Origin of the sequence: Streptomyces sp. SJL17-4, from assembly GCF_036826855.1 — a bacterium.
In the GTDB taxonomy this organism is placed as follows: domain Bacteria; phylum Actinomycetota; class Actinomycetes; order Streptomycetales; family Streptomycetaceae; genus Streptomyces.
In genome coordinates this window covers 2,989,312-3,010,582 of sequence record NZ_CP104578.1, presented here as the reverse complement: position 1 = coordinate 3,010,582, position 21,271 = coordinate 2,989,312, and the positions used below count along the sequence as shown (strand labels likewise).

Below are 21,271 nucleotides of genomic sequence, written 5' to 3'. Positions count from 1 at the left end.
ACGCCTCCGGCACTCGTAGCCTCCGGCACTCGTACGAGAAGGGGCCCGGCACCTGAACAGGTGCCGGGCCCCTTCGTCGTACACGGGGGTTCCGGGCGGTTCAGATGCCCTGCCAGGTGGGCTTGTTCGCGTAGGTGTGGCGGAAGTAGTCCGCCAGCTTCAGCTTGGAGGCGGCGGCCTCGTCCACCACGACCGTGGCGTGCGGGTGCAGCTGGAGCGCGGAGGCGGGCACGAGCGCCGCCACGGGGCCTTCGACGGTCTGGGCCACGGCCTCGGCCTTGCCCTCGCCGGTGGCGAGCAGGACCAGGTGGCGGGCTTCCAGGATGGTGCCGATGCCCTGGGTGATGACGTGGTGCGGGACCTGCTCGATGTCGTTGTCGAAGAAGCGGGCGTTGTCCACGCGGGTCTGCTCGGTGAGCGTCTTGATCCGGGTGCGGGAGGCGAGCGAGGAGCACGGCTCGTTGAAGCCGATGTGTCCGTCGGTGCCGATGCCGAGGATCTGCAGGTCCACGCCGCCGGCCGCGGAGAGCGCCGTGTCGTAGGCCTCGCAGGCCGCCAGGACGTCCGCGGCCGAGCCGTCGGGACCCATGAAGGCGTCCTCGGAGAGCCCGAGCGGCTCCACGACCTGGCGGAGCACGGTGGAGCGGTACGACTCCGGGTGCCCGGCGGGCAGTCCCACGTACTCGTCCAGCTGGGCGATCCGGGCCCGCGAGGCGTCCACGGAGCCGGCCTTGACCTGGGCGATCAGGGCCTCGTAGATGGGCAGCGGAGTCGAGCCGGTGGCCACGCCGAGCAGCGCGTCGGGCTTGCGGCGCAGGAGGCCGGCGATGCCGTCCGCGATGAGCTCGCCGCCCGCCCTGGCGTCCTTGACGATGACAACTTCCACGCTGTGCCTGCCGATCTGGTGAGGGGCTGGTGAGGAGCCATGTGGTATAGACCAATCAAAGCCAAATCTAGCAGAGGAGGGGCCGTCCCCTCATGCCGTTCCGCCTCCCGGACGCCCCCGCCGTCTCCATCCTCGGCCGCCCCTGTCCCACCAGCCACTCGAACCCCTGAGGGTCCTGTCGATCAGGCGATCGAGCCCCCCGTCGCGTCGATCCACTGCCCGGTCACCCAGCGCCCGTCGTGCGAGGCCAGGAAAGCCACGACGTCGGCTATGTCCTCGGGGGTGCCGACCTTGCCCAACGCCGACATCGCCGCCGCGCCCGCCCAGGCCTCGTCGTTCCCCCGCAGCCAGCCCGCGTTCATATCGGTGTCCACGATGCCCGGCGCCACCGCGTTGACCGTGATCCCGCGCGAGCCCAGCACCTTCGACAGATAGCGGGTGAACACATCGAGCGCGCTCTTCGACATCGCGTACGCCATCAGGTCCGGCATCAACGCCGCGTGCGAGAGGCCCGTCGAGACGTTCACGATCCGGCCCCCGTCACGCAGTCGCTCCGCACCGAGCTGCGCGAGGAAGAACGGCGCCCTGGTGTTGACCGCGAAGATCCGCTCGTACTCCTCCGCGGTGATCGTCGCGAACGGCGAGGAGGCGCCGATCCCCGCGTTGTTCACCAGGATGTCCAGGCCGTCGGCGTGGGCGTCGAACGCGGCCCACAGCCTCTCCGCGTCTCCCGGCACCCCCAGCTCCTGCCCGATCGCGAAGGCCTCGCCGCCGACGGCCTCGATCGCCGCGACTGTCTCCTTCGCCGCCGCCTCGTCGCTCCCGTAGTGCACGGCGACCCGCGCGCCGTCCCGGCCGAGCCGCTCGGCGATCCCCCGTCCGATGCCCCGGCTGCCACCCGTCACCAGTGCGGTCCTCCCGGCCAGCTTCCCGGCCGGCTTTCCGTCCTGGTTCCCTGTGGTCCTGCTGTCGAGCACGCCCATGACGACGCCCCCCTCATTTCTGTAGCGGTCGTTACGTAAAGACCGTACCCCACTTCCGTAGCACTCGCTATAGAATTCACTCCATGGTGACGACACAGCGCGGCCGCCCCCGCTCCTTCGACCGGCTCACGGCCCTGGAGAAGGCCACGATGGCCTTCTGGGAGCACGGCTACGAGACGACCTCCGTCGCCGACCTCACCCGCGCCATGGGCATCAGCGCCCCCAGCCTCTACGCCGCCTTCGGCGACAAGAAGACGCTGTTCGAGGAGGTCGTCGAGGCGTACGCCGGCTCGTACGGCGCATACGGCGGCCGGGCCTTCGCGGAGGAGACGAGCGCCCGCGCCGCCATCGGGCGGCTCCTGGGTGAGGCCGCCGAGCTCTTCACGGAGCCCGGCCACCCCCGCGGCTGCCTGATGATCTCCGCAGCGGTCAACTGCTCGACCCCCGAGGTCGAGGAGGCCCTGAGAGCGCGCAGGAACAGCAATCTGGCGTCCTTCGAGGCGCGGATACGCGGGGACGTCGAGTCGGGCGAACTGCCGGCCGACACCGACGCCCGGGCACTCGCCCGCTTCAGCGGCGCCGTCCTCCAGGGCATGTCCCAGCAGGCCCGCGACGGGGCGACGGCGGAGGAGCTGGCGGCCGTGGCGGCAGTGGCGATGCTGGCCTGGCCGCCGGAGCGCCCGTAGGAAGGGCGGTGCGCCGGCCCCGGAAACACCCGCCGGCCCCGGAAACACCCGCGGGCCGCGGCGCCTGGCGGGACCCTCAGCCCGCCCGGCACCGCAGCCCGGAGTTTGCTCCGGCCGGGGGTGTGCGGTCCCTCGGCCGTATGGGAGGTCTCGACGCAGTCAGGGCAGAGAGCGTCGGGTACCTCGTTCCATCCTCCTGTGCGGGGAGGATGGAGGTCTATCGCATTCATTGTGGACTAGACCATTCTCGTCTGTCCATCCACAGGAATACGGTCCTTCCTGGCCCATCCTCCAGCACGGAGCCCCGGAGATCCAGGTTCACCGCCCCTTTATTCCGCGGGTACGCTCGCACCGTGCCCTCCATGAACGACCTCGTGCGCCAGCACACCGCCCTGAGTGACTCGGATCTCGAGTGGCTCCACCTGCTGGTGTCGGAGTGGCAGCTGCTCTCCGACCTCTCCTTCGCCGACCTCGTCCTCTGGGTCCCGACCCTCGACGGCACGCGGTACGTCTCCGTCGCGCAGATGCGGCCGAACACCGGCCCCACCTCCTATCAGGACGACATGGTCGGCCATCTCGTGCCGCGCGGCCGCCGCCCGTTGCTCGACGCCGCGCTCGACGAGGGCAGGATCGTCCGCGAGGGCGACCCGGAGTGGCGCGAGGAGGTCCCGGTACGGGTCGAGTCCATCCCCGTCCGCCGCGAGGGACGGGTCCTCGGCGTCATCGCCCGCAACACCAATCTGCTGACCGTCCGCACCCCCTCCCGACTGGAACTCACCTATCTCCAGTCGGCCTCCGACCTCGCCCAGATGATCGCGGCCGGGACCTTCCCCTTCCCCGGCGAGCAGGTCGACATGGACTCCTCGCCGCGCGCCGGCGACGGACTCGTCCGCCTCGACGCCGAGGGCACCGTCCAGTACGCCTCGCCCAACGCCCTCTCCGCGTACCACCGGCTCGGCCTCGCCGCCGACCTCGTCGGCCAGCACCTCGGCCAGATCACCGCCGAACTCGCCCCCTCCCGCGGCCCGGTGGACGAAGCCCTGGTCACGCTGGCCTCCGGCTACGCGCCGCGCGAGTTCGAGGTCGAGGGAAACGGCGGTGTGATCCAGCTCAGGGCCATTCCGCTCAAGCCCAAGGGCACCCGGATCGGTTCGCTCGTCCTGCTCCGGGACGTCACCGAACTGCGCCGTCGCGAGCGCGAGTTGATCACCAAGGACGCCACCATCCGGGAGATCCACCACCGGGTGAAGAACAACCTCCAGACGGTGGCCGCCCTGTTGCGCCTCCAGGCCCGCCGGATGGACTCCGAGGGCGGCCGCGAGGCCCTCAACGAGGCTGTGCGGCGCGTCGGTTCGATCGCGATCGTCCATGAGACGCTGTCCCAGAACCTGGACGAACGGGTGGAGTTCGACGAGATCGCCGACCGTGTGATCGCGATGGTCGCCGAGATCTCCCCGGGCCGGGTGACCTGTCGGCGCAACGGCCGTTTCGGCATTCTGGACGCCGAGGTCGCGACCCCGCTCTCGATGGTCCTCACCGAGATTCTCCAGAACGCCCTGGAGCACGCGTTCGCCCCGGGTGACGAGGGCACGGTCGAGGTCACCGCCGTGCGCGGCGAGCCCCGCGCCGACGCCCGGCTCCTGATCACGGTCAAGGACGACGGCCGCGGACTGCCCGAGGGATTCGACCCGCAGCGGGCCGGCAACCTCGGCCTGCAGATCGTACGAACCCTGGTGGAAGGGGAGTTGGGCGGATCCTTCGACATGTTGCCGGGCGCCGAGCGCGGCACGAAGGTGGTCCTCGACATCCCCGTACAGCCACAGAAGTAGCAGCCGCAGCAGCAACCACGGAAGAAGCCGGCGCGGACACAGCAGCGAGCCCCGGACCGAAGAAGTCGGTCCGGGGCTCGAATGCTGTGGGTTACTGCTGCGCGCTGCGGCTCAAGGGCGGTGATTGCATACGCGATGTATGCGCCGCTCGCCTCAGGCTGTCGGTGGGCGTCAGGCGCTGGCGTTACGCGCCCGGTTGCGAGCGGCACGGCGCTTCATCGCGCGGCGCTCGTCCTCGCTGAGGCCACCCCAGACGCCGGAGTCCTGGCCGGACTCGAGCGCCCACTGCAGGCACTGCTCCATGACGGGGCAGCGGCGGCAGACGGCCTTGGCTTCCTCGATCTGCAGCAGCGCAGGACCGGTGTTGCCGATGGGGAAGAACAGCTCGGGGTCTTCCTCACGACAAACGGCGTTGTGACGCCAGTCCATGGCTGCTACCTCTCTAGGGTGTTACAAGCTGGTTGCTTGTGAATGTGAACGCTTTCACGAATCCCCCCGCAAGGGAAGGGCCGACTGCCAGGTGAACTGGTGTGGTCCTAAGACTGAGGAGGGGTTCTGGCTCTCAGTGGAGGCCGGTGTTGCGGGCCGTCCCGATCGCCAAGAAGAGACTCCCAAACCCCAGCAACGGATACAACCCCTTCCGGAAAGTTTTTTTTGATTCCTCGGTGTCGGCTAGGTCACAGCCGTACTTCTAAGGGGTGGATGCGCGCCTAAACGTTCGAGTGAAAGGACTTTGGGCCCTTCCACTCACACAATCACACGCAGTGCACGGCGTACGCCTGTGAACGTCACGCTCGTACGCAGTCCCAGGTGGTCTCCGTCCATCTGCAGGGGGAGGGGAACCTTGGAATGCAAGGTGAAGTCGGTCAGGTCGTGCAGAGTTGCCGCATGCTTCCCGCGCGGCCCTCGTTCCGGGGTCGAGGTGAGCAGCTGGGTGGCGTACCGGGCCACCGCCGGAGTAGAGAGACGGCGCAGTCCGAGGACGTCCAGCGCGGTTTCGAAGGAGGCCTCCGGGGACGCGTACACCGGACGATTGCCCAGGTAGGTCCAGGGGGAGGTGTTGCAGATTATGGAGAGGACGAGGTCCTCGACCGGCTCGGCGCCGGGGCGCTCCAGGGTGATCGTGCCGTGCCGGCGGTTCGGTTCCTCCAGGAACTGGCGCACCACCTGACGCAGATAAAGGGCGTGGGTGGATCTCTTCCCGCGCTCCCGCTGCTGTTCGACCCGGCCGATGACGCTCGCGTCGAAACCGAGACCGGCGCAGAACGTGAACCAGCGGGACGGGACGGATTCGTCCTCCGTGCCCGGCGTTCCCGAGGCGAGACCGAGGCTCACTGTGCGTGCCCGCCGCTCACGCAACGCGTCGAGCAGCGCGCCGGTCGCCTCCACCGCGTCGTTCGGCAGCCCGAGGGCGCGGGCGAACACGTTCGTCGATCCGCCGGGGACGACCGCCAGGCCCGGGAGGCGGTCGGGATCCGGTCCGCCGTGCAGCAGTCCGTTGACCACCTCGTTCACCGTGCCGTCGCCGCCGAGGGCCACGACCAGGTCGATGGTGCCGGAGTCCGCGGCCCGTCGGCCGAGGTCCCGCGCGTGCCCGCGGTACTCGGTGGTGACCGCCTCCAGCTTCATCTCGCTCGCGAGCGCGTGGATGAGCACGTCACGGGTGCGGGCACTGGTGGTGGTGGCTGCCGGGTTGACCACGAGAAGTGCGCGCATGAGCGCCAGGGTACCTACCCGGCGGTACCCGGGCCCAGTCCAGCCCGATCCATGGACCGATCCATGGCCCGATCCATGGATCGGGCTGGACTGGGCGGTGGACGCATCCGCCGGCCTCGGTGAGGTGCTCTCGCCCGGCTTCGGCCGGGCCGGCCGGCCCCCGCTACCCTGCCCTCTATGAGCAGTCCCGCTGAGAGCAGCACGGAGCAGACCCCCCGCCCCGCCCGACTCGCCGCCGCGGCGGCCGTGGCCGGTGTCGAGGCCCTCGGCCTCTTCGTCGGTGGTGTGTACATGCTGGTGAACGCGGTGACCGGGTCGTCCGACGACCTCACCGGCGCCGCGACGGGCGCAGTGACGCTCGTCGCACTCGGGCTGATCCCGCTCGCCGCCGCCCGAGGGCTGTGGATGCGCCGTTCCTGGAGCCGCGGTCCGGCCGTGATCACCCAGATCCTGGCGCTGCCGGTCGCCTGGCAGCTGCTCCAGGCGAACAGCGTGATGATCCCGGCCGGTGTCGTCCTCGGCGTCCTGGCCGTCACCGGCCTCGTCCTCCTGGTGAACCCGGCCACGACCGAGGCGCTCGGCATCCGGCGCCCCGGCCAGGACCCCCAGTAGGACCTCGGCCCTACTCCTCCACCAGGAGTTTCTCCCGAAGCGACGCCAGAGTCCGAGCCAGCAGCCGAGAAACGTGCATCTGCGAGATGCCGACCTCCTGCGCGATCTGCGACTGGGTCATGTTCCCGAAGAAGCGAAGCAGCAGGATCCGCTTCTCCCGCGGCGGCAGGTCCTCGAGCAGCGGCTTGAGCGACTCGCGGTACTCGACCCCCTCCAGGGCCTCGTCCTCCGCGCCGAGGGTGTCCGCGACCGCGGGCGACTCGTCGTCCGTGTCGGGGACGTCCAGGGAGAGCGTCGAATAGGCGTTCGCCGACTCCAGACCCTCCAGGACCTCCTCCTCCGAGATCCCGAGCCGTTCGGCCAGCTCGTGCACGGTCGGCGAGCGGCCGTGCTGCTGGGAGAGCTCCGCCGTCGCCGTGGTCAGCGAGAGCCGCAGCTCCTGGAGCCGGCGGGGCACCCGGACCGCCCACCCCTTGTCACGGAAGTGGCGCTTGATCTCGCCGACGACCGTCGGGGTCGCGTACGTCGAGAACTCGACGCCGCGCTCCGGGTCGAACCGGTCCACGGACTTGATCAGGCCGATGGTCGCGACCTGTGTCAGGTCGTCCAGTGGCTCGCCGCGGTTGCGGAAGCGCCGGGCCAGGTGCTCGACCAGCGGCAGGTGCATCCGCACCAGCTGGTTGCGCAGCTCGGCCTTCTCCGGGGAGCCCTCCGGCAGCTCACGCAGCGTGACGAAGAGCGCGCGGGCGCCGCTCCGGTCGTGCGGGTCCGGGGCGACGGGGACGTCGGGGACGTCGTGGGGCTCGTCCCCGTCCTCCGCCTTCTCCGTCTCCGCAGCCGGCTCGGCGACGCCCTCGGTGGCCGCGGCGGTGGCCGTCTCGCCGGTCGCCGCCGTGGTCCCGCCCGCCTCGGAGGAGCCCTCCGCACGCGCGGGGCCCCGGGGGGCCTCGGAGACGCCTGGTGTCTCGGGAACCTCGTGGTGCTGCTCGTGCTCGCTCATCTGGTCCGCCTGCTCCGTAGCGACCTCATACGGCCGTGCCTGCTGCTCAGGGATGCCGGCCGTCGCGTCCCCGCGCCTCACGCCGGGCCTGGCCCCGCGCCGCGCTGTTTGTACAGGCTGATCGAGACCGTACGGTCATCGGCCACCGACGATTCCACCTTCCCGGCCAGTGCCGACAGCACCGTCCAGGCGAAGGTGTCCCGCTCGGGCGCCCGGCCGTCGGTGGTCGGGGCGGAGACGGTCACGTCGAGGGAGTCGTCGACCAGCCGGAAGACACAGCTGAGGACGGATCCCGGCACGGCCTGCTGGAGCAGGATGGCGCAGGCCTCGTCGACCGCGATCCGCAAGTCCTCGATCTCGTCGAGGGTGAAGTCCAAGCGCGCCGCGAGGCCGGCCGTGGCCGTACGCAGCACGGACAGATAGGCACCCGCAGCGGGCAGCCGGACTTCCACGAAGTCCTGGGTCCCGGGCTCGCCTGCGATCTGGGACACCCTCACCTCCAAGGTGGCACAAGCTCATTCGGGGCTCGGGGGGAGAGGCCCCCGAACCGGGCGGTACGCAGGGGGCTGCGCAGTCCGCCGTGACGCTATCGCGATCCGTCCCGCCGTGTCGCCGTGAACCCTGTCCCCACCGGCCCCCCGGTCACCGGTCGTCACCCATGGTAGGCCCATGGGTGCGGACGGTGGGTAGGGGTCTGCGGGGGCCGAAAGCGAGCGACCGGCGGAGGGGTGACGTACCCAACCGCGGGGCGCGCGAATCGTCGGACGGCCGAATCATCGGAGGGCCGGATCGTCGGAGGGCCGGATCGCCGCATCGCCGGACGGTCGTACCGTCGGGCCGCCGGACGGTCGTACCGTCGGGCCGCCGGACGGTCGTACCGTCGGCCCGCCCGGCGCCTCAGACGATCGCCCCGTCCACGAAGCACCAGCGCCATGCCTCGCCCGGCTCGAAGGTCCGCATCACCGGGTGCCCCGTCGTGGAGAAGTGCCCCGTCGCGTGCCGCCCCGCCGAGGAGTCGCAGCAGCCCACGTGCCCGCAGGCCAGACAGAGCCGCAGCTGGACCGGATGCGTACCGTCCGCCAGGCACTCCGGGCAGGTGTCGGCCAGCGGCGCCGGTTCGGGGCGCGGCATTTCGGCAACGTGCGGGCACTCGCTCATGATGGCCAGGTTACGTTGCGGGAGGAGACAGGGACGGGCATGGACGCTCTACAGCTGGTGGCACTCGTGGCGGCGAGCGCGGCGATCGCGGGGCTCGCCCGCAGGACCCCGGTGCCCGCCCCGCTCCTCCTGGTCGCCGTAGGTCTCGCCGCCGCCTACGTCCCCGGAGTGCCGGACTACACCCTCGACCCGCACATCGTGCTGCCGTTGATCCTGCCCCCGCTCCTCTACACGGCGGCCGTCGACTCCTCGTACCTCGACCTGCGGGCCAACATCCGGCCCGTCGCGCTGCTTTCCGTCGGGTACGTCCTCTTCGCCACCGTGGCCGTGGGCTGGCTCGCGTACGTCCTCGTGCCCGATCTGCCGCTCACCGCCGCCCTCGTGCTCGGCGCGGTGGTGGCCCCGCCGGACGCGGTCGCCGCCACCGCCATCGCCCGCAAGCTCGGCCTGCCGAACCGGATCACCACGATCCTCCAGGGCGAGTCCCTGGTGAACGACGCCACCGCCATCACCGCGTACAAGGTCGCCCTCGCGGCGGCCGTCGGCGAGGGCCTGAGCTGGGCCGGCGGCCTCGGGGAGTTCGCGCTCGCGGCCCTCGGCGGCATCGGCGTCGGCCTGCTCCTCATGGTCCCCATCCACTGGCTGCGGCGGGGCCTCGGCGACTCCCTCCTGCAGAACACGCTCTCCCTCCTCATCCCCTTCGTCGCCTACGCGGCGGCCGAGGAGGTCCACGCCTCCGGCGTCCTCGCCGTCGTCGTGGTCGGCCTCTTCCTGGGCCACCGCGCCTGGCAGGTCGACTTCGCGACCCGCCTCCAGGAGGAGGCCGTCTGGAAGATGGTCGCCTTCGTCCTGGAGTCCGCCGTCTTCGCCCTGATCGGCCTTCAGCTGCCGTACGTCGTCCAGGGGCTCGGGCAGTACGGGATGGCCGAGGCGGCCTGGTACGCGGTCGGGGTCTTCGTCGCGGTGGTCGTGGTCCGGTTCGTCTGGGTCTATCCGGCGACCTTCCTGCCCCGGCTCTCCGCCCGCGTACGGGAGCGGGAGCCGGGGGTGGACTGGAGGGCCCCCCTGGTCGTCGGCTGGGCGGGCATGCGCGGCGTGGTCTCGCTCGCCATCGCCTTCTCCATCCCCGTGGCCACCGACGGGGTCGAGTTCCCGGCCCGCAACCTCGTCCTCTTCCTCACCTTCACCACCGTCATCGGCACGCTGGTGGTGCAGGGCCTCACCCTGCCGCCCCTCATCCGCTTCCTGAAGCTCCCCGGAAAGGACCGGTACGCCGAGACGCTGGCCGAGGCGCAGGCCCAGAGCGAGGCCTCGCAGGCCGCCGAGGAACGCCTCGACGCGCTTCTCGCCGACGAGCGCAACGCCCTGCCGAAGCCCCTCGCCGACCGGCTCCGCACGGTCCTGGAACGGCGCCGCAACGCGGTCTGGGAGCGGCTCGGCTCCGTCAACGCGGTCACCGGGGAGACGGCGGACGACACCTACCGGCGGATCTCGCGCGAGATGATCGACGCCGAGCGCGAGGTCTTCGTGCGGCTGCGCGACGCCCGGCGGATCGACGACGAGATGATGCGGACGCTGCTCCGCCGGCTCGACCTGGAGGAGGCCGCCGCCTACCGCGAGGAGGCGGCGGGCTGAGCACCGCCCGCCGACGGAGAGCCGTCCGGGGCGCCCGTCACCACCGCCACGAGCCGGGTGCCCGCCGGGAACGCGCCCTCCTCCGCCAGGGTCGTGAGGCCGAGCAGCATTTTGGCCACATACAGCCGCTCGATGGCGAGTCCGTGCCGCGCTTCGAAGTCGCGTGCGAACGCGTCGAGAGCCGGGGTCACGCGCGCGTAGCCCCCGCAGTGGAAACGTTCGTCGAGCGTCCAGTCACCGCGCGGCCCGCCGAACGCCGCCTCCTGGAGGGCGCGTACCTCCCCGCCCAGGAATCCCCCCTTGAGTACGGGGACGCCCAGCGCACGCTCCCCGGGGGCGAGGCCGGCCGCGAGACCCGCGAGGGTGCCGCCCGTGCCACAGGCGACGGCGACCGTGTCCGCCGCCCCCGCGAGCTCCCGGCCCAGCTCCACGCACCCCTGGACGGCGAGCGCGTTGCTGCCGCCCTCCGGGACCACGTACGCGCCCGCGGGAGCCCGTTCAAGCAGCACCGCGCGCGTGGCCGGGTCGTTCTTCGCGCGGTACGTGGCCCGGTCCACGAACACGAACCGCATCCCGTCCGCCGCGCACCGCGCCAGCGAGGGGTTGAGCGGCCGCCCGGCCAGCTCGTCGCCGCGCACGACCCCGACCGTGGGGAAGCCGAGCAACCGGCCGGCGGCCGCCACCGCGCGCAGGTGGTTGGAGTAGGCGCCGCCGAAGGTCAGCACGGGACGGCCGTCCGCCGCCTCCAGGTTGAGCGCGAGCTTGCGCCACTTGTTGCCCGGCAGATCGGGATGGATGAGGTCCTCGCGCTTGAGCGACAGCCTGAGCCCGCGCCGGGTGAAGCGCTCGTCCTCCACCGGCTCCAGGGGCGAGGGGAGCCGGGGCCGCAGGCGGGAGAGGTCGAACGCGTTCACCGGGCCATTGTCCGTGTTCCGTGTCGTCCGTACGGTCAGCGCAGGAGGTCGGCCACGCGCTCGCGCATCGAGGCCATCGTGAAGCCGCGCGGGTCCACCTTCCCCGGCTGCCACTCCAGATGCCCGATGACCGAGCGGTGCGTCCAGCCGTGCACCCGGCACAGCGCGGCCGCCGCCTTCGCGATGGCCTCCAGCTGGACCTTCGGCCACGGGTCCTCGCCGTCGCCGAGGTTCTCGCACTCGAAGCCGTAGAAGTGCCGGTTGCCGTCCGTGGTGGCCTCGTTGTCCGGCGGCAGCCTCTGCTCGGCGACGACGGCCCTCAGAACCTCGTCGTCGCCGAGGCCCGCGTGGTTGGCGCGCCCGTACCCGACGAGGTGGACCGTGCCGTTCTTGGCGATCACGCCGTGACAGAGCGGCCCCGGCAGGCCCTCGTAGCCGTCCCGGCAGATCCGGACGGTGTTGGCGGTGCCGCGGGTCACGGTGTGGTGGATCATCACGCCGTGCACGGGGCCCCAGGGGCCCTTGTGATTGCGGTTGTGGGTGGACCATTCGCCGACCTGGACGACCGAGAGGCCCGCGTCGCGCAGCGCGCCGAGGAACCTGCTCGCGGACATAGGGGTGGACATGACCGACTCCCTTCGGAGGACGGGGTGAGCCTCCGGAGTACCGGATTCCGTCGTTCCGCTGCCATCCGTTCGGGACGTGTGCGAGCCGATCCGGACAGGGGCTCATGGGGTGGTCGAGGCTCCGCTGTTCGGATGGAAATCACGTGACATGCCCCGAAGATCGTCGAACAGTCCCACTCGAATGTGTAATGGCGCCGACACGCTCCGTGCTGAAAGGCTTCTCTCGCAACTCAGTCATACGAGAGGGAGTTCCATGTCCGTTGGTTCGGTTGGCGACGAGGTCCGCGTCGCGGAGCAGCAGGCGCCGCAGCAGAGTCTCGGTACCGCTGCCGCGCGGAACCTCGCCACGACCACCAAGTCGGCGCCGCAGATGCAGGAGATCACCTCACGGTGGCTGCTGCGGGCGCTGCCCTGGGTCCAGGTGCAGGGTGGTACGTACCGGGTGAACCGGAGGCTCAGCTACTCCGTGGGTGACGGCCGGGTCACCTTCGTCCAGACCGGAGCGCGTGTCGCGGTCATCCCCGCCGAACTCGGCGAACTCCCCGTCCTGCGCGGCTACGAGGACGAGGAGGCCCTGGCCGAGCTCGCGTCCCGCTGCCGTCAGCGGGAGTACGCGGCGGGCGAGGTCGTCGCCGTCGCCGGGGAGCCGACCGACCGTGTCCACCTCCTCGCGCACGGCAGGATCGAGCAGATCGGCGAGGGGCCGTACGGCGACGAGGCCGTCCTCGGCGTCCTCGCCGACGGCGCCTACTTCGGCGACAACGCCCTGGTCGACCCGGAGGCCACCTGGGAGTGGTCCGCCCGCGCGGCCACCGCCTGTACGGTCCTGGAGCTCACCCGGGACGACGTGCGGAACCTCGCGGAGCGGGCCGGCTCGCTCGCCGCCCACCTCGCGAGCGTGGCCGCCCTGCCCCAGCAGCGGACCAACAAGTACGGCGAGGCCGAGATCGACCTCTCCGCGGGCCACGTCGGCGAGGCCGTCGTCCCGCACACCTACGTCGACTACGACGCCTCGCCCCGCGAGTACGAGCTGAGCGTCGCCCAGACCGTGCTGAAGGTGCACAGCCGCGTCGCCGACCTCTACAACCAGCCGATGAACCAGACCGAGCAGCAGTTGCGGCTCACGGTCGAGGCGCTTCGCGAGCGCCAGGAGTACGAGCTGGTCAACAACAAGGAGTTCGGCCTCCTCGCCAACTGCGACTACGGGCAGCGCCTTCAGCCCCACGACGGCGCCCCCAGCCCCGACGACATGGACGAGCTGCTCTCCCGCCGCCGGGGATCCAAGCTGTTCCTGGCCCACCCGCGCGCCATCGCCGCCTTCGGCCGCGAGCTCAACAAGCGCGGTCTGGTGCCCGAGACGATCGACATCAACGGCAACCGCATCCCGACCTGGCGCGGTGTGCCGATCTACCCGTGCAACAAGATCCCGGTCTCGGACGCCCGGACCACCTCGATCATCTGCATGCGTACCGGCGAGGCCGACCAGGGCGTGATCGGTCTGCACCAGACCGGCATCCCCGACGAGATCGAGCCGAGCCTCTCCGTCCGTTTCATGGGCATCGACGAGCAGGCGATCATCTCCTACCTCGTCACGGCCTACTACTCGGCGGCGATCCTCGTCCCGGACGCGCTCGGTGTCCTGGAGAACGTCGAGGTCAGCCGCTGGCGCTGAGCCGACGACGCCCGGGGGCGGGGACCGAACCCTCCCGCCCCCGGGCGCTCCCGGCCCGTCGCCGCGCAGCATCGCCACGGAGGAAACGAAGGAAGTGACCTTGACCATTGCCGGCGGGGATGCCGTCACCGACGGTCAGGGGGCCCTGCGGCTCCTGGACCGGACGCGGACGGCCGTCCATCCCCAACTGCGCTCGACCGTCGAGACCCTGCCCGGTTCGATACGGCGCGTCGCGATGTACCACTTCGGCTGGGAACACGCCGACGGCACCCCGGCCACGGAGCAGCCGGGCAAGGCCATCCGGCCCGCCCTGGTCCTCGCGGCGACGCGCGCGCTCGGCGCCGACGAGGCCCCGGCGGTGAAGGCCGCGGCGGCGGTGGAGCTCGCGCACAACTTCACCCTGCTCCACGACGACATCGTCGACGAGGACGTGACCCGGCGGCACCGGCCCACCGCCTGGACGGTCTTCGGCATCCCGGACGCGCTGATCGCCGGTGACGCGATGAGCGCGCTCGCCCTGCGGCTGCTCGCGGAGGATCCGCACCCCGCCTCGGCGGCCGCGTCCGCGCGGCTCGCCGCGTGCGTGATCGAGCTCTGCGCGGGGCAGCAGGCGGACTGTGCCTTCGAGCAGCGGGCGCCGCGCGAGGTCTCGCTCGACGAGTGTCTGGCCATGGCCACAGCCAAGACCGGCGCGCTGCTCGGCGCCTCCTGTGCCATCGGCGCGCTCTACGCGGGTGCGGGGGAGGAGGAGGTCGCGGCGATGGACGCGTTCGGCCGGGAGGCGGGTCTCGCCTTCCAGCTGATCGACGACCTCATCGGGATCTGGGGCGACCCGGACCGTACGGGCAAGCCGGCCGGGGCAGATCTGGTCGCGCACAAGAAGTCGCTTCCCGTGGTGGCGGCGCTCGCCTCGGGGACGCCGGCCGGGGACGAGCTGGCGGAGCTGTACGCCCGTCCGGTCCTCGACGCCGCGGCGGTACGGGCGGCCGCGGCAGCGGTCGAGCGGGCCGGTGGGCGCGACTGGGCGCAGGACCAGGCGGCCGAGCGGATGGGCGGTGCTGTCGAGCATCTGGCCCAGGCGGTCCCGGACCTGGCGGCGGCGGGGGACATGCTGGCGCTCGCGGAGTTCGTCACGCGGCGCACGCGCTGAGGCCCGGGGACCCCGGTCATGCGACGCACGCGCTGAGGCCCGGTGGCCCGGTCACGCCTCGGGGACGATGCGGGTGACCACGGTCTCGATCAGGTCGTCCAGGTCCCGGTCGCCGTGCAGTCCCGGGACCGTGAAGTGGTCGAGCAGCAGCCCGGTGAGGGCGAAGTAGAGCAGCCGGACGGTGTCCGCGTCCCCGGGCATCCCGGCCTCCAGGTGCCCCCGGATGTTCGCGTCGAGATCGCCGCGGAGCACCTTGGTGAGCTGGGTCCGCAGCTCGGGGCGGCGCACCGCTTCGAGACGGAGCTCGAAGAGCCCGAGGTAGCAGGTGCGCTCGGCGGCGAGCCGCTGGGCGACCTGGCGCATCAGCTCGAAGACCAGGGCGCGGCTCGGCGCCGGCAGCATGGCGGCCTCGATGACTCCGGGCTCCGGGGTGAGCCGGACGAAGATCCGGTCGGCGACCTCGGAGAGCACCTGGTCCCGGTCGCGGAAGTAGTTGGACGAGGTGCCCGTGGGGACCCCGGCGCAGGCGTCGACCGCGCGGAAGGTCAGCCCGCGGGCGCCTTCGTCCGCCAGGACCTGGATGGCGGCGTCGAGCAGCGCCGTACGTCGTTCGGGGTTTCTTGCCATGCGGGGCTCCCTTCGGGATTTTCGATCTTTTCGAGGTTTCTCGAAAATAAGGCTTGCGTAACCACTACAGGTGAAGCACTATAGCCGTCGTGGTTGCGATCGCAGCCACGATCCGAAGTGGAAGAGGACCGGCTTGCGCAAGCTCACGTACTTCATCGCCTGCACCATCGACGGTTTCATCGGTGACCCCAAGGGCGATGCCACCTCCATGTACCAGTTCGTGGACGCGGAGTTCCTGGAGTTCCTGACCGGCGAGTACCCGGAGACCATCTCGGCGCAGGGCCGGGAGATGCTCGGGGTCGACGCCGAGAACAAGCGGTTCGACACGGTCGTCCAGGGTCTGGGCTCGTACCAGCTCGCCCTCGATGTGGGTGTCACCAGCCCGTACGGCCACCTGCGGGAGTTCGTCGCCACCCGCTCGCTGGCCGAGTCGCCCGACGCCAATGTGGAGCTGATCGCCGACGACCTCGTCGGCCGCGTCCGCGAGCTCAAGGCCGAGGACAGCCCCCTGAACGTCTGGCTCTGCGGTGGCTCCACCATCGCCGGCGAGCTCATCGACGAGATCGACGAGCTGATCATCAAGACCTATCCGCAGGTCTACGGCTCCGGCATGCCGATGTTCGGCGCCGACTTCGAGCCCCGGGACTTCGAGCTGAACGACCTGCGCGTCTTCGGCAACGGCGCCTTCGTCCGTACGTACACCAGGAAGCGGTAACGGCGGGAAGCGCTTCCGCGCGAGCCGTCCTACCCTGGACCTATGGGTGACCAGGCGCCTCACACGACGCGGGACCCCCGGGCCGAGCACAGATGCCCGGCCTGCGGGCAGCCGCGGGCGATGACAGCCACCCGGCACAAGGTCCTCGGGGCCTGGGTGCCGGAGTGGGAAGTGCAACCCTGCCGCAATCCGGACTGCCCGCTCTACGAGGGCGTGGAAGCCGAGCTCGCCAAGGCCGCGGATGCGGCCGCCGACGGGGCCGCGGGTGCCGCGCCGGGCGCGGGTGCGGAAGCCGCGAGCACGCACGTGACCGGCAAGAACGGCGAGATCGGGAGAAGTCAGGCCACGGGGTGACCAGACGCGCGCCGGAGCCGGTCATACGGCTACAGTCCGCGCATGTCATCGGAGTCGACGGAAGTCTGGACCGGCTGGTACCGGGACCGCAGCGGCGCGGAAGCGATCGTCATCACGGCCGACGGGCGGCATGTCGCCACCCGGATCAGGGGGATCGAGTACACGGGCGAGAGCTTCGCCGCGCTCAGCGCGGCCGCAGAGGGTGGGCAGGCCCTCACGGCCTGCGTCCTGGAGTGGGACCTGCCGCTCCCCGTCGTCATGGACGGCGCCTCTCAGCCGGCCACGCTGAGCTGCCTGCTGACCCTCGGTGAGCGCGCGGACCTCAGCCTGACGCTGCACTACGGTGGCGCCGCCTTCGAATCGTGCGTCGCCGGAGGTGACTTCGACGGGGCGCTGGAACGGGTCAGGCGCCAGCTGCCGCCCGGCGCCGACTTCGGGCGCCGACTGCTGCAGACGGCCTGAGCACACGAGCACCGGACGGAGAACGAGGACGGCGGCGCCCCGGGGAGGGGACGCCGCCGTCTCTCGTTTCCGCGCGCTCAGCTCTTGAACGCGGAGGCGAGGCCGTAGCGCCACAACTGGTCGACGCGGGACCGCTCCTGGGAGTTCGGCTGGGCGTTCTGGCAGGACGTGCCCGGACCGCCGCCCGACATCAGCTCGCTGCACGGACCGCTGTAGTGGTCCGGCAGCCCGAGGACGTGCCCGGTCTCGTGGGCGGTCACGCGGGTGGAGTTGTACTGCTGGTTCTGCCGGTAGTCGAGGAAGATGTAGCCACTGCCGTGACCGTCGGTGCTCGCGTACGAGCCACGGGAGTCATTGCCCTCGTAGTAGCGGAAGTCCGGGTTGCTGCCCTCGACGAGCCGGACGTTCACCACCGAGCTGTTCCATATCTGGGTGGAGCGGGCGATCTGGGTGCGGAAGCTCGGCGCGTTGGCGGCGCTGTAGACGACGGTGACGGCGGCCGCGCCGGGAGCGGCGGCCCGCTTCTTCGCCACCGACTTCACGACGGCCTCGAAGAAGGCCTGGTTGGCCTTCGCCTCCTCGGCCGAACCGGCGTACGCCACGGCGGCGTTGCCGACGGCCGGGACACCGGCGGGGGTGTTCACGGCCACGGCCGGGGCCGCGCCCAGGGAGGCGGCGAGACCGAGGCCGAGGGCGGTGGCCAGGACAGAGGTGAGGACCTTGGGGTGACGCATGGGGGGCTCCTCCTGTAGGGGATGGGAGAGAGTCTCGGGGGAGCCGGGGCGCGTGGGGATGATGTCGACCGGCGATAGCACCACCGCATCACCTGCCCGAACAGCCCTCAACTACCTTGAAATCAAAGGTGATTGAGGGGTTCCGGGTATCTGGTGCGAGTCAGGGCGCCGCCCTACCCTCGGGGCATGGAGCTGGAGGTGAGACACCTGCGCGCGCTCTGCGCCATCGCGGACACGGGCAGCCTGCACAAGGCCGCCCGCCAACTGGGCATGAGCCAGCCGTCGTTGACCACCCAGCTGCGCCGCATCGAGAACTCCCTGGGCGCCGAACTCTTCTCCCGCGGCCGCACCGGCTGCCGCCCCACCCCGCTCGGCCGCTCCCTGCTCAGCCGCGCCCGCCCGCTCGTCGCCGACATGGCGGCGCTCGTCACCGAGACCCGGGCCGCGGCCGCCCGCACCGACGGACTCGGGCTCCGCGTCGGCTCCACCGCGAGCCGGGCGCTCCCGGGCTGGCTGCGCCGCCTCCGCCAGCGGCTGCCCGGCACCGACATCGGCCTGCGGATGGACGTCTCCGCGAACGCGCTGCTGCGGAGCGTCGCCGCCGGGCAGCTCGACGTGGCCTTCGTGCACGAGGTGGAGGGCTGCCCGTTACGGGTCCCCGAGGGCCTCAAGGGGCGGGTCCTGGTCGCCCGCGAACCGCAGTTCGTCTCCATGGCCCGCGACCACCCGGCCGCCGCCCTGCCCGTGGTGGACCTCGCCGACCTGGCCGGCGACCACTGGATGGTCGACCCGACCGTGGACGGCGAATGGGACGGCCTCCGCCGGGTCCTGGACGCCGCCGGGATCGACCCGCCGCTGCTCCACGGCGACTACCACACGGCCGCCTCCCTCATCGTCCTCGGCGAGGCCGTCGCTCCCTGCCAGCCGACCTCGGGCCCGCGCGAGGACATGGCCGTCCGCCCCCTGCGCGGCGACCCGCTGGCCGTCCGGCTGCTGCTGTACGCCCGGCCCGGGGCGCCCCTGGACACGCTGTACGCGGAACTCGCGGCGGCCTACCGGGAGGTGGCCCTGAGGGCGGCCCCGTACCGCGAGTGGCTGCGGCGGCAGGGGACGGCGGCGAGGCTGTCGGTGGGACCGTGCATCATGACGGCATGAGCGAACTCGAGGACGGCCCGGCAGTGGTCCGGCGCGCCCACCCGGAAGACCTGCCGCGGGTCGTGGAACTCATCGCCGAGCACGCGGCGTACGAGAAGGCGGCGCCCCCGGCCCCCGGCCTCGCGGACCGGCTCGCGGCCCTCCTCTTCGGCCCCGGGGAGCCCCGGCTCCGCTGCCTGGTCGCCGAACTCCCCGACGGCACCCTCGCGGGCTACGCGAGCTGCGCCCCGGAGATCTCCACCTGGGACGGTACGGAGTACCTCCACATGGACTGCCTCTACCTCACGGAAGCCTCCCGGGGCCACGGCCTGGGCCCGCTCCTGATGGCGGCGGTCCGCACGGAGGCGAGCCGCCTCGGCCTGGCGGAGATCCAGTGGCAGACCCCCGCGTGGAACGAGAGCGCGATCCGCTTCTACGACCGGCTGGGCGCGACGTCGAAGGAGAAGCACCGCTACAGCCTGCGCACGGTGGCGTAGGCGGGGGCGTAGGCGGCCGGGCGGGCTCAGTCGCGGGGCGGCCGTGCGGGGCCCCAGGCGGGCTCAGTCGCGGGGCGGCCAGGGCCCGGCGAGCAGCCGCTCGGCCTCGGCGACGATCGCCGCCGCGAGCTGCTCACGCGTGCCCGCCCGGTCGGCCTCCCAGTCGTAGAAGGCATCGGTCGCGTCGACGAGCGGTCGGAGCGCCCGCGGCTGGGAAACGGCGCCCCAGCCCTCGTACGTGATGAGGTCACCCCCGGCCCCGGGGGCCAGGCTCCCGTTCACGATCAGCCGCGACCACCAGCGCACGAGCTCCCAACGGGCGGCCTCCCAGGGAAGGTCGGTGTCGTCCGCGGGCAGGGCGTCGACCAGCCCCAGCTCGCCGAGAACCCGCTCGAAGAGGCCGTCGGCGCGTTCGTGCTCCGCCCGGGTCAGCCCGGCGAGCAGCGGAAGGGACTCCGTCTCGACGTCGAGCAGGAGCGCGGTGAGGCCGGCCTCGATCAGCTGCTCCGGTGAGGGCCTGCGGCCGATGAGCTGCTCCAGGGCCAGCATCCGGAAGCACTCGACGGCCTCCTGCGGGGTGACGGCGTAGGGGGCGTACGGAGTGGGCGCGGTGACGTCGATGCCCGGACCGCCGTTGACGAAGTACCCCCAGAAGTCGACGGTCGTGCGACCGAAGCCGCCGCCGGCCCGCCCGGTGAACTCGTGCCGGAGGTAGTCGGCGAGGTCGTTCCCGTAGACGATGATGTCGGTCTGGACGACGGACAGCACGGGGTGTCCCCACTCGCCCGGAGTGCCGGGCAGATAGCGGTGGCTGTAGACGGGGACCAGCGGAGGAACGCTCGCCGACTCGGCCCGCGCGACCTTCAGCGCCTCGGAGATGCCCGAGGGCCTGGGGCTCCAGGAGGGATGCCAGAAGCCGTTGTGCTCGACGTCGAAGAGCACGCCTTCGACCGGCCGGGCGAGCCGCTCGGCCAGGTCGTCGGGGTCACCGTGCCGCCAGTCGGGCCACCTCGGTGACCCGAGGGGCAGCCCGGCGCCGAGGAACACCCGGTGGTCCGCCGAGAACCCGAACCCGAACCGCGCCTCGACGGCGTCGAGTTCCGACGCACTGAGACCGGGCGCGATCTCGGCCGGGAGCATCCGCAGCAGGACCCGGGCGTCCTCGGGGGTCAGCGGCGGGCGCGAGGAGCGGGAGGTCGGGTGGGGTGTGGTCATGCCAGGAAGCCTAGTGACGCAGACTCTTCGGATGATCGTCCTGCATCCCGTCCTGGAGCTCCCCGGCACGCGCGACTTCGGCCTCTGGCCGGTCGCCGACTCGGGGACGTACGGCTTCCTGCCGCTCAGCGGCCGGCTCGGTACGGCGGACGTGGGTACGGCGGTGATGCGCATCGCCGAGTGCAACGACGTCGAACCGGCGGACGAGGAGGGCCGCCCGCCGAGCCCCGCCGATCCGCTCGGAAGCTTCCTCCATGGACTGCTGACCATGGAGGACCTCTTCGCGGCCGGGGGCCTGCGGGTCACCGACACCGCGACGGGCGTCACGCTCCTGCCCGGCTGCTGCAACGGACTGGACGAGCGGCGCGACTGGTTCGAGGTCCTCGACGGGGACGGCCGGGCCGGTTTCGGCCACGACCCCTCGCCGCTCGCGGAACGCGTCGGCGACACGGTACGGCTGACCGTCGACACCGAACGGGCCGACAGCCCGGTGATCGAGCTTCCCGTCACCGACCTGCGGCGCCTGCTGGCCGACGCGGAACGCGATCTGACCGACTTCCTCCGGCTGGCCACCGAGTGGACCACCCGGTACGTCCCCGATCACGCGACCGCGGTGGCCGACGCGCTGGCCCGAGCCCTGGCCCTGCCGACGGAGAGGCGGTAGGC

The 21,271-nt window shown here is 71.6% G+C and carries 24 protein-coding genes; 12 read left to right on the top strand and 12 right to left on the bottom strand.

Annotation, left to right across the window (positions count from 1 at the left end; translation table 11 throughout):
- Positions 1 to 100 precede the first annotated feature (100 nt).
- Together nagB and N5875_RS13010 are read right to left on the bottom strand one after the other, a co-directional pair.
- Positions 101 to 886, bottom strand: coding sequence for a glucosamine-6-phosphate deaminase (gene nagB / locus N5875_RS13015; protein ID WP_338493780.1), 786 nt, complete (start codon positions 884 to 886; stop codon positions 101 to 103).
- 182 nt (positions 887 to 1,068) lie between these two features.
- Positions 1,069 to 1,869, bottom strand: a complete 801-nt coding sequence (locus tag N5875_RS13010; RefSeq protein WP_338493777.1) for an SDR family oxidoreductase — start codon at positions 1,867 to 1,869, stop codon at positions 1,069 to 1,071.
- An 83-nt stretch (positions 1,870 to 1,952) separates the two neighbouring features.
- Here N5875_RS13010 and N5875_RS13005 point away from each other — a divergent pair, with 83 nt between their 5' ends.
- Together N5875_RS13005 and N5875_RS13000 are read left to right on the top strand one after the other, a co-directional pair.
- Positions 1,953 to 2,555, top strand: coding sequence for a TetR/AcrR family transcriptional regulator (locus tag N5875_RS13005; RefSeq protein ID WP_338493774.1), 603 nt, complete (start codon positions 1,953 to 1,955; stop codon positions 2,553 to 2,555).
- 362 nt (positions 2,556 to 2,917) lie between these two features.
- Entirely contained in the window at positions 2,918 to 4,384 is a 1,467-nt protein-coding gene (locus N5875_RS13000) for a PAS domain-containing sensor histidine kinase (protein WP_318209152.1), read from the top strand.
- Between the two features lie 171 nt (positions 4,385 to 4,555).
- On the opposite strand, the gene N5875_RS12995 is transcribed toward N5875_RS13000, so the two are convergent.
- Complete coding sequence (locus tag N5875_RS12995) at positions 4,556 to 4,813, bottom strand: WhiB family transcriptional regulator (RefSeq protein ID WP_003953983.1); 258 nt, start codon at positions 4,811 to 4,813, stop codon at positions 4,556 to 4,558.
- Positions 4,814 to 5,131: 318 nt separating this feature from the next.
- A complete protein-coding gene (locus N5875_RS12990) occupies positions 5,132 to 6,100 on the bottom strand; it encodes a diacylglycerol kinase family protein (protein ID WP_318209153.1) in 969 nt (322 codons plus the stop codon).
- Between the two features lie 177 nt (positions 6,101 to 6,277).
- Between N5875_RS12990 and N5875_RS12985 the strand changes: the two genes are divergently transcribed.
- Complete coding sequence (locus N5875_RS12985; RefSeq protein WP_318209154.1) at positions 6,278 to 6,712, top strand: hypothetical protein; 435 nt, start codon at positions 6,278 to 6,280, stop codon at positions 6,710 to 6,712.
- Between the two features lie 10 nt (positions 6,713 to 6,722).
- Here N5875_RS12985 and N5875_RS12980 read toward each other — a convergent pair whose 3' ends face one another.
- The 3 genes from N5875_RS12980 to N5875_RS12970 form a co-directional block, all read right to left on the bottom strand.
- Positions 6,723 to 7,793 carry an RNA polymerase sigma factor SigF gene (locus tag N5875_RS12980; RefSeq protein ID WP_318209155.1) on the bottom strand — a complete coding sequence of 357 codons (1,071 nt, stop codon included), beginning with the start codon at positions 7,791 to 7,793 and terminating at the stop codon, positions 6,723 to 6,725.
- On the bottom strand, positions 7,790 to 8,203 hold the full coding sequence (locus N5875_RS12975) for an anti-sigma regulatory factor (RefSeq protein WP_019889334.1): 414 nt from the start codon (positions 8,201 to 8,203) through the stop codon (positions 7,790 to 7,792). Before N5875_RS12975 ends, N5875_RS12980 begins: the two co-directional genes overlap by 4 nt.
- Before the next feature lie 406 nt (positions 8,204 to 8,609).
- On the bottom strand, positions 8,610 to 8,870 hold the full coding sequence (locus tag N5875_RS12970) for a UBP-type zinc finger domain-containing protein (RefSeq protein WP_318209156.1): 261 nt from the start codon (positions 8,868 to 8,870) through the stop codon (positions 8,610 to 8,612).
- A 39-nt stretch (positions 8,871 to 8,909) separates the two neighbouring features.
- Between N5875_RS12970 and N5875_RS12965 the strand changes: the two genes are divergently transcribed.
- Positions 8,910 to 10,505, top strand: a complete 1,596-nt coding sequence (locus N5875_RS12965) for a Na+/H+ antiporter (RefSeq protein ID WP_338493765.1) — start codon at positions 8,910 to 8,912, stop codon at positions 10,503 to 10,505.
- Here the strand turns inward: N5875_RS12965 and N5875_RS12960 are convergent.
- Entirely contained in the window at positions 10,481 to 11,419 is a 939-nt protein-coding gene (locus N5875_RS12960; RefSeq protein ID WP_338493762.1) for a pyridoxal-phosphate dependent enzyme, read from the bottom strand. The genes N5875_RS12965 and N5875_RS12960 overlap by 25 nt on opposite strands.
- Positions 11,420 to 11,454: 35 nt before the next feature.
- On the bottom strand, positions 11,455 to 12,045 hold the full coding sequence (locus tag N5875_RS12955; RefSeq protein ID WP_338493759.1) for an N-acetylmuramoyl-L-alanine amidase: 591 nt from the start codon (positions 12,043 to 12,045) through the stop codon (positions 11,455 to 11,457).
- Positions 12,046 to 12,298: 253 nt separating this feature from the next.
- Between N5875_RS12955 and N5875_RS12950 the strand changes: the two genes are divergently transcribed.
- Positions 12,299 to 13,717: a family 2B encapsulin nanocompartment shell protein gene (locus N5875_RS12950; protein ID WP_338493756.1), complete on the top strand. Its 1,419-nt coding sequence runs from the start codon at positions 12,299 to 12,301 to the stop codon at positions 13,715 to 13,717.
- 94 nt (positions 13,718 to 13,811) lie between these two features.
- On the top strand, positions 13,812 to 14,867 hold the full coding sequence (locus N5875_RS12945) for a family 2 encapsulin nanocompartment cargo protein polyprenyl transferase (RefSeq protein WP_338493753.1): 1,056 nt from the start codon (positions 13,812 to 13,814) through the stop codon (positions 14,865 to 14,867).
- A 51-nt stretch (positions 14,868 to 14,918) separates the two neighbouring features.
- On the opposite strand, the gene N5875_RS12940 is transcribed toward N5875_RS12945, so the two are convergent.
- A complete protein-coding gene (locus tag N5875_RS12940) occupies positions 14,919 to 15,494 on the bottom strand; it encodes a TetR family transcriptional regulator (RefSeq protein ID WP_318209162.1) in 576 nt (191 codons plus the stop codon).
- Positions 15,495 to 15,627: 133 nt separating this feature from the next.
- Between N5875_RS12940 and N5875_RS12935 the strand changes: the two genes are divergently transcribed.
- The 3 genes from N5875_RS12935 to N5875_RS12925 all read left to right on the top strand — a co-directional run bounded on the left by N5875_RS12935 (position 15,628) and on the right by N5875_RS12925 (position 17,025).
- Positions 15,628 to 16,209, top strand: coding sequence for a dihydrofolate reductase (locus N5875_RS12935; protein WP_338493750.1), 582 nt, complete (start codon positions 15,628 to 15,630; stop codon positions 16,207 to 16,209).
- Between the two features lie 120 nt (positions 16,210 to 16,329).
- On the top strand, positions 16,330 to 16,563 hold the full coding sequence (locus tag N5875_RS12930; RefSeq protein WP_338493748.1) for a hypothetical protein: 234 nt from the start codon (positions 16,330 to 16,332) through the stop codon (positions 16,561 to 16,563).
- 42 nt (positions 16,564 to 16,605) lie between these two features.
- Positions 16,606 to 17,025: a DUF6304 family protein gene (locus N5875_RS12925; RefSeq protein WP_318209165.1), complete on the top strand. Its 420-nt coding sequence runs from the start codon at positions 16,606 to 16,608 to the stop codon at positions 17,023 to 17,025.
- A gap of 77 nt (positions 17,026 to 17,102) precedes the next feature.
- Here the strand turns inward: N5875_RS12925 and snpA are convergent, their stop codons facing one another.
- Entirely contained in the window at positions 17,103 to 17,759 is a 657-nt protein-coding gene (snpA, locus tag N5875_RS12920) for a snapalysin (protein ID WP_318209166.1), read from the bottom strand.
- A gap of 186 nt (positions 17,760 to 17,945) precedes the next feature.
- Here snpA and N5875_RS12915 point away from each other — a divergent pair, with 186 nt between their 5' ends.
- Positions 17,946 to 18,914, top strand: coding sequence for a LysR family transcriptional regulator (locus N5875_RS12915; RefSeq protein WP_338493745.1), 969 nt, complete (start codon positions 17,946 to 17,948; stop codon positions 18,912 to 18,914).
- Positions 18,911 to 19,390, top strand: a complete 480-nt coding sequence (locus N5875_RS12910; protein ID WP_318209168.1) for a GNAT family N-acetyltransferase — start codon at positions 18,911 to 18,913, stop codon at positions 19,388 to 19,390. Before N5875_RS12915 ends, N5875_RS12910 begins: the two co-directional genes overlap by 4 nt.
- A 63-nt stretch (positions 19,391 to 19,453) precedes the next feature.
- Here the strand turns inward: N5875_RS12910 and N5875_RS12905 are convergent, their stop codons facing one another.
- Positions 19,454 to 20,605: a hypothetical protein gene (locus tag N5875_RS12905; protein ID WP_338493743.1), complete on the bottom strand. Its 1,152-nt coding sequence runs from the start codon at positions 20,603 to 20,605 to the stop codon at positions 19,454 to 19,456.
- A 13-nt stretch (positions 20,606 to 20,618) separates the two neighbouring features.
- Here N5875_RS12905 and N5875_RS12900 point away from each other — a divergent pair, with 13 nt between their 5' ends.
- Positions 20,619 to 21,269, top strand: a complete 651-nt coding sequence (locus tag N5875_RS12900) for a hypothetical protein (RefSeq protein WP_318209170.1) — start codon at positions 20,619 to 20,621, stop codon at positions 21,267 to 21,269.
- Positions 21,270 to 21,271: the final 2 nt, after the last annotated feature.

Excerpts from the sequence above, each read along its gene's own strand:
- N5875_RS13010 (WP_338493777.1), bottom strand. The coding sequence starts at position 1,869 with ATGGGCGTGCTCGACAGCAGGACCACAGGGAACCAGGACGGAAAGCCG.
- N5875_RS13005 (WP_338493774.1), top strand. The coding sequence starts at position 1,953 with ATGGTGACGACACAGCGCGGCCGCCCCCGCTCCTTCGACCGGCTCACG.
- N5875_RS13000 (WP_318209152.1), top strand. The coding sequence starts at position 2,918 with ATGAACGACCTCGTGCGCCAGCACACCGCCCTGAGTGACTCGGATCTC.
- N5875_RS12995 (WP_003953983.1), bottom strand. The coding sequence starts at position 4,813 with ATGGACTGGCGTCACAACGCCGTTTGTCGTGAGGAAGACCCCGAGCTG.
- N5875_RS12990 (WP_318209153.1), bottom strand. The coding sequence starts at position 6,100 with ATGCGCGCACTTCTCGTGGTCAACCCGGCAGCCACCACCACCAGTGCC.
- N5875_RS12985 (WP_318209154.1), top strand. The coding sequence starts at position 6,278 with ATGAGCAGTCCCGCTGAGAGCAGCACGGAGCAGACCCCCCGCCCCGCC.
- N5875_RS12970 (WP_318209156.1), bottom strand. The coding sequence starts at position 8,870 with ATGAGCGAGTGCCCGCACGTTGCCGAAATGCCGCGCCCCGAACCGGCG.
- N5875_RS12965 (WP_338493765.1), top strand. The coding sequence starts at position 8,910 with ATGGACGCTCTACAGCTGGTGGCACTCGTGGCGGCGAGCGCGGCGATC.
- N5875_RS12955 (WP_338493759.1), bottom strand. The coding sequence starts at position 12,045 with ATGTCCACCCCTATGTCCGCGAGCAGGTTCCTCGGCGCGCTGCGCGAC.
- N5875_RS12950 (WP_338493756.1), top strand. The coding sequence starts at position 12,299 with ATGTCCGTTGGTTCGGTTGGCGACGAGGTCCGCGTCGCGGAGCAGCAG.
- N5875_RS12940 (WP_318209162.1), bottom strand. The coding sequence starts at position 15,494 with ATGGCAAGAAACCCCGAACGACGTACGGCGCTGCTCGACGCCGCCATC.
- N5875_RS12930 (WP_338493748.1), top strand. The coding sequence starts at position 16,330 with ATGACAGCCACCCGGCACAAGGTCCTCGGGGCCTGGGTGCCGGAGTGG.
- N5875_RS12925 (WP_318209165.1), top strand. The coding sequence starts at position 16,606 with ATGTCATCGGAGTCGACGGAAGTCTGGACCGGCTGGTACCGGGACCGC.
- snpA (WP_318209166.1), bottom strand. The coding sequence starts at position 17,759 with ATGCGTCACCCCAAGGTCCTCACCTCTGTCCTGGCCACCGCCCTCGGC.
- N5875_RS12915 (WP_338493745.1), top strand. The coding sequence starts at position 17,946 with ATGGAGCTGGAGGTGAGACACCTGCGCGCGCTCTGCGCCATCGCGGAC.
- N5875_RS12910 (WP_318209168.1), top strand. The coding sequence starts at position 18,911 with ATGAGCGAACTCGAGGACGGCCCGGCAGTGGTCCGGCGCGCCCACCCG.
- N5875_RS12905 (WP_338493743.1), bottom strand. The coding sequence starts at position 20,605 with ATGACCACACCCCACCCGACCTCCCGCTCCTCGCGCCCGCCGCTGACC.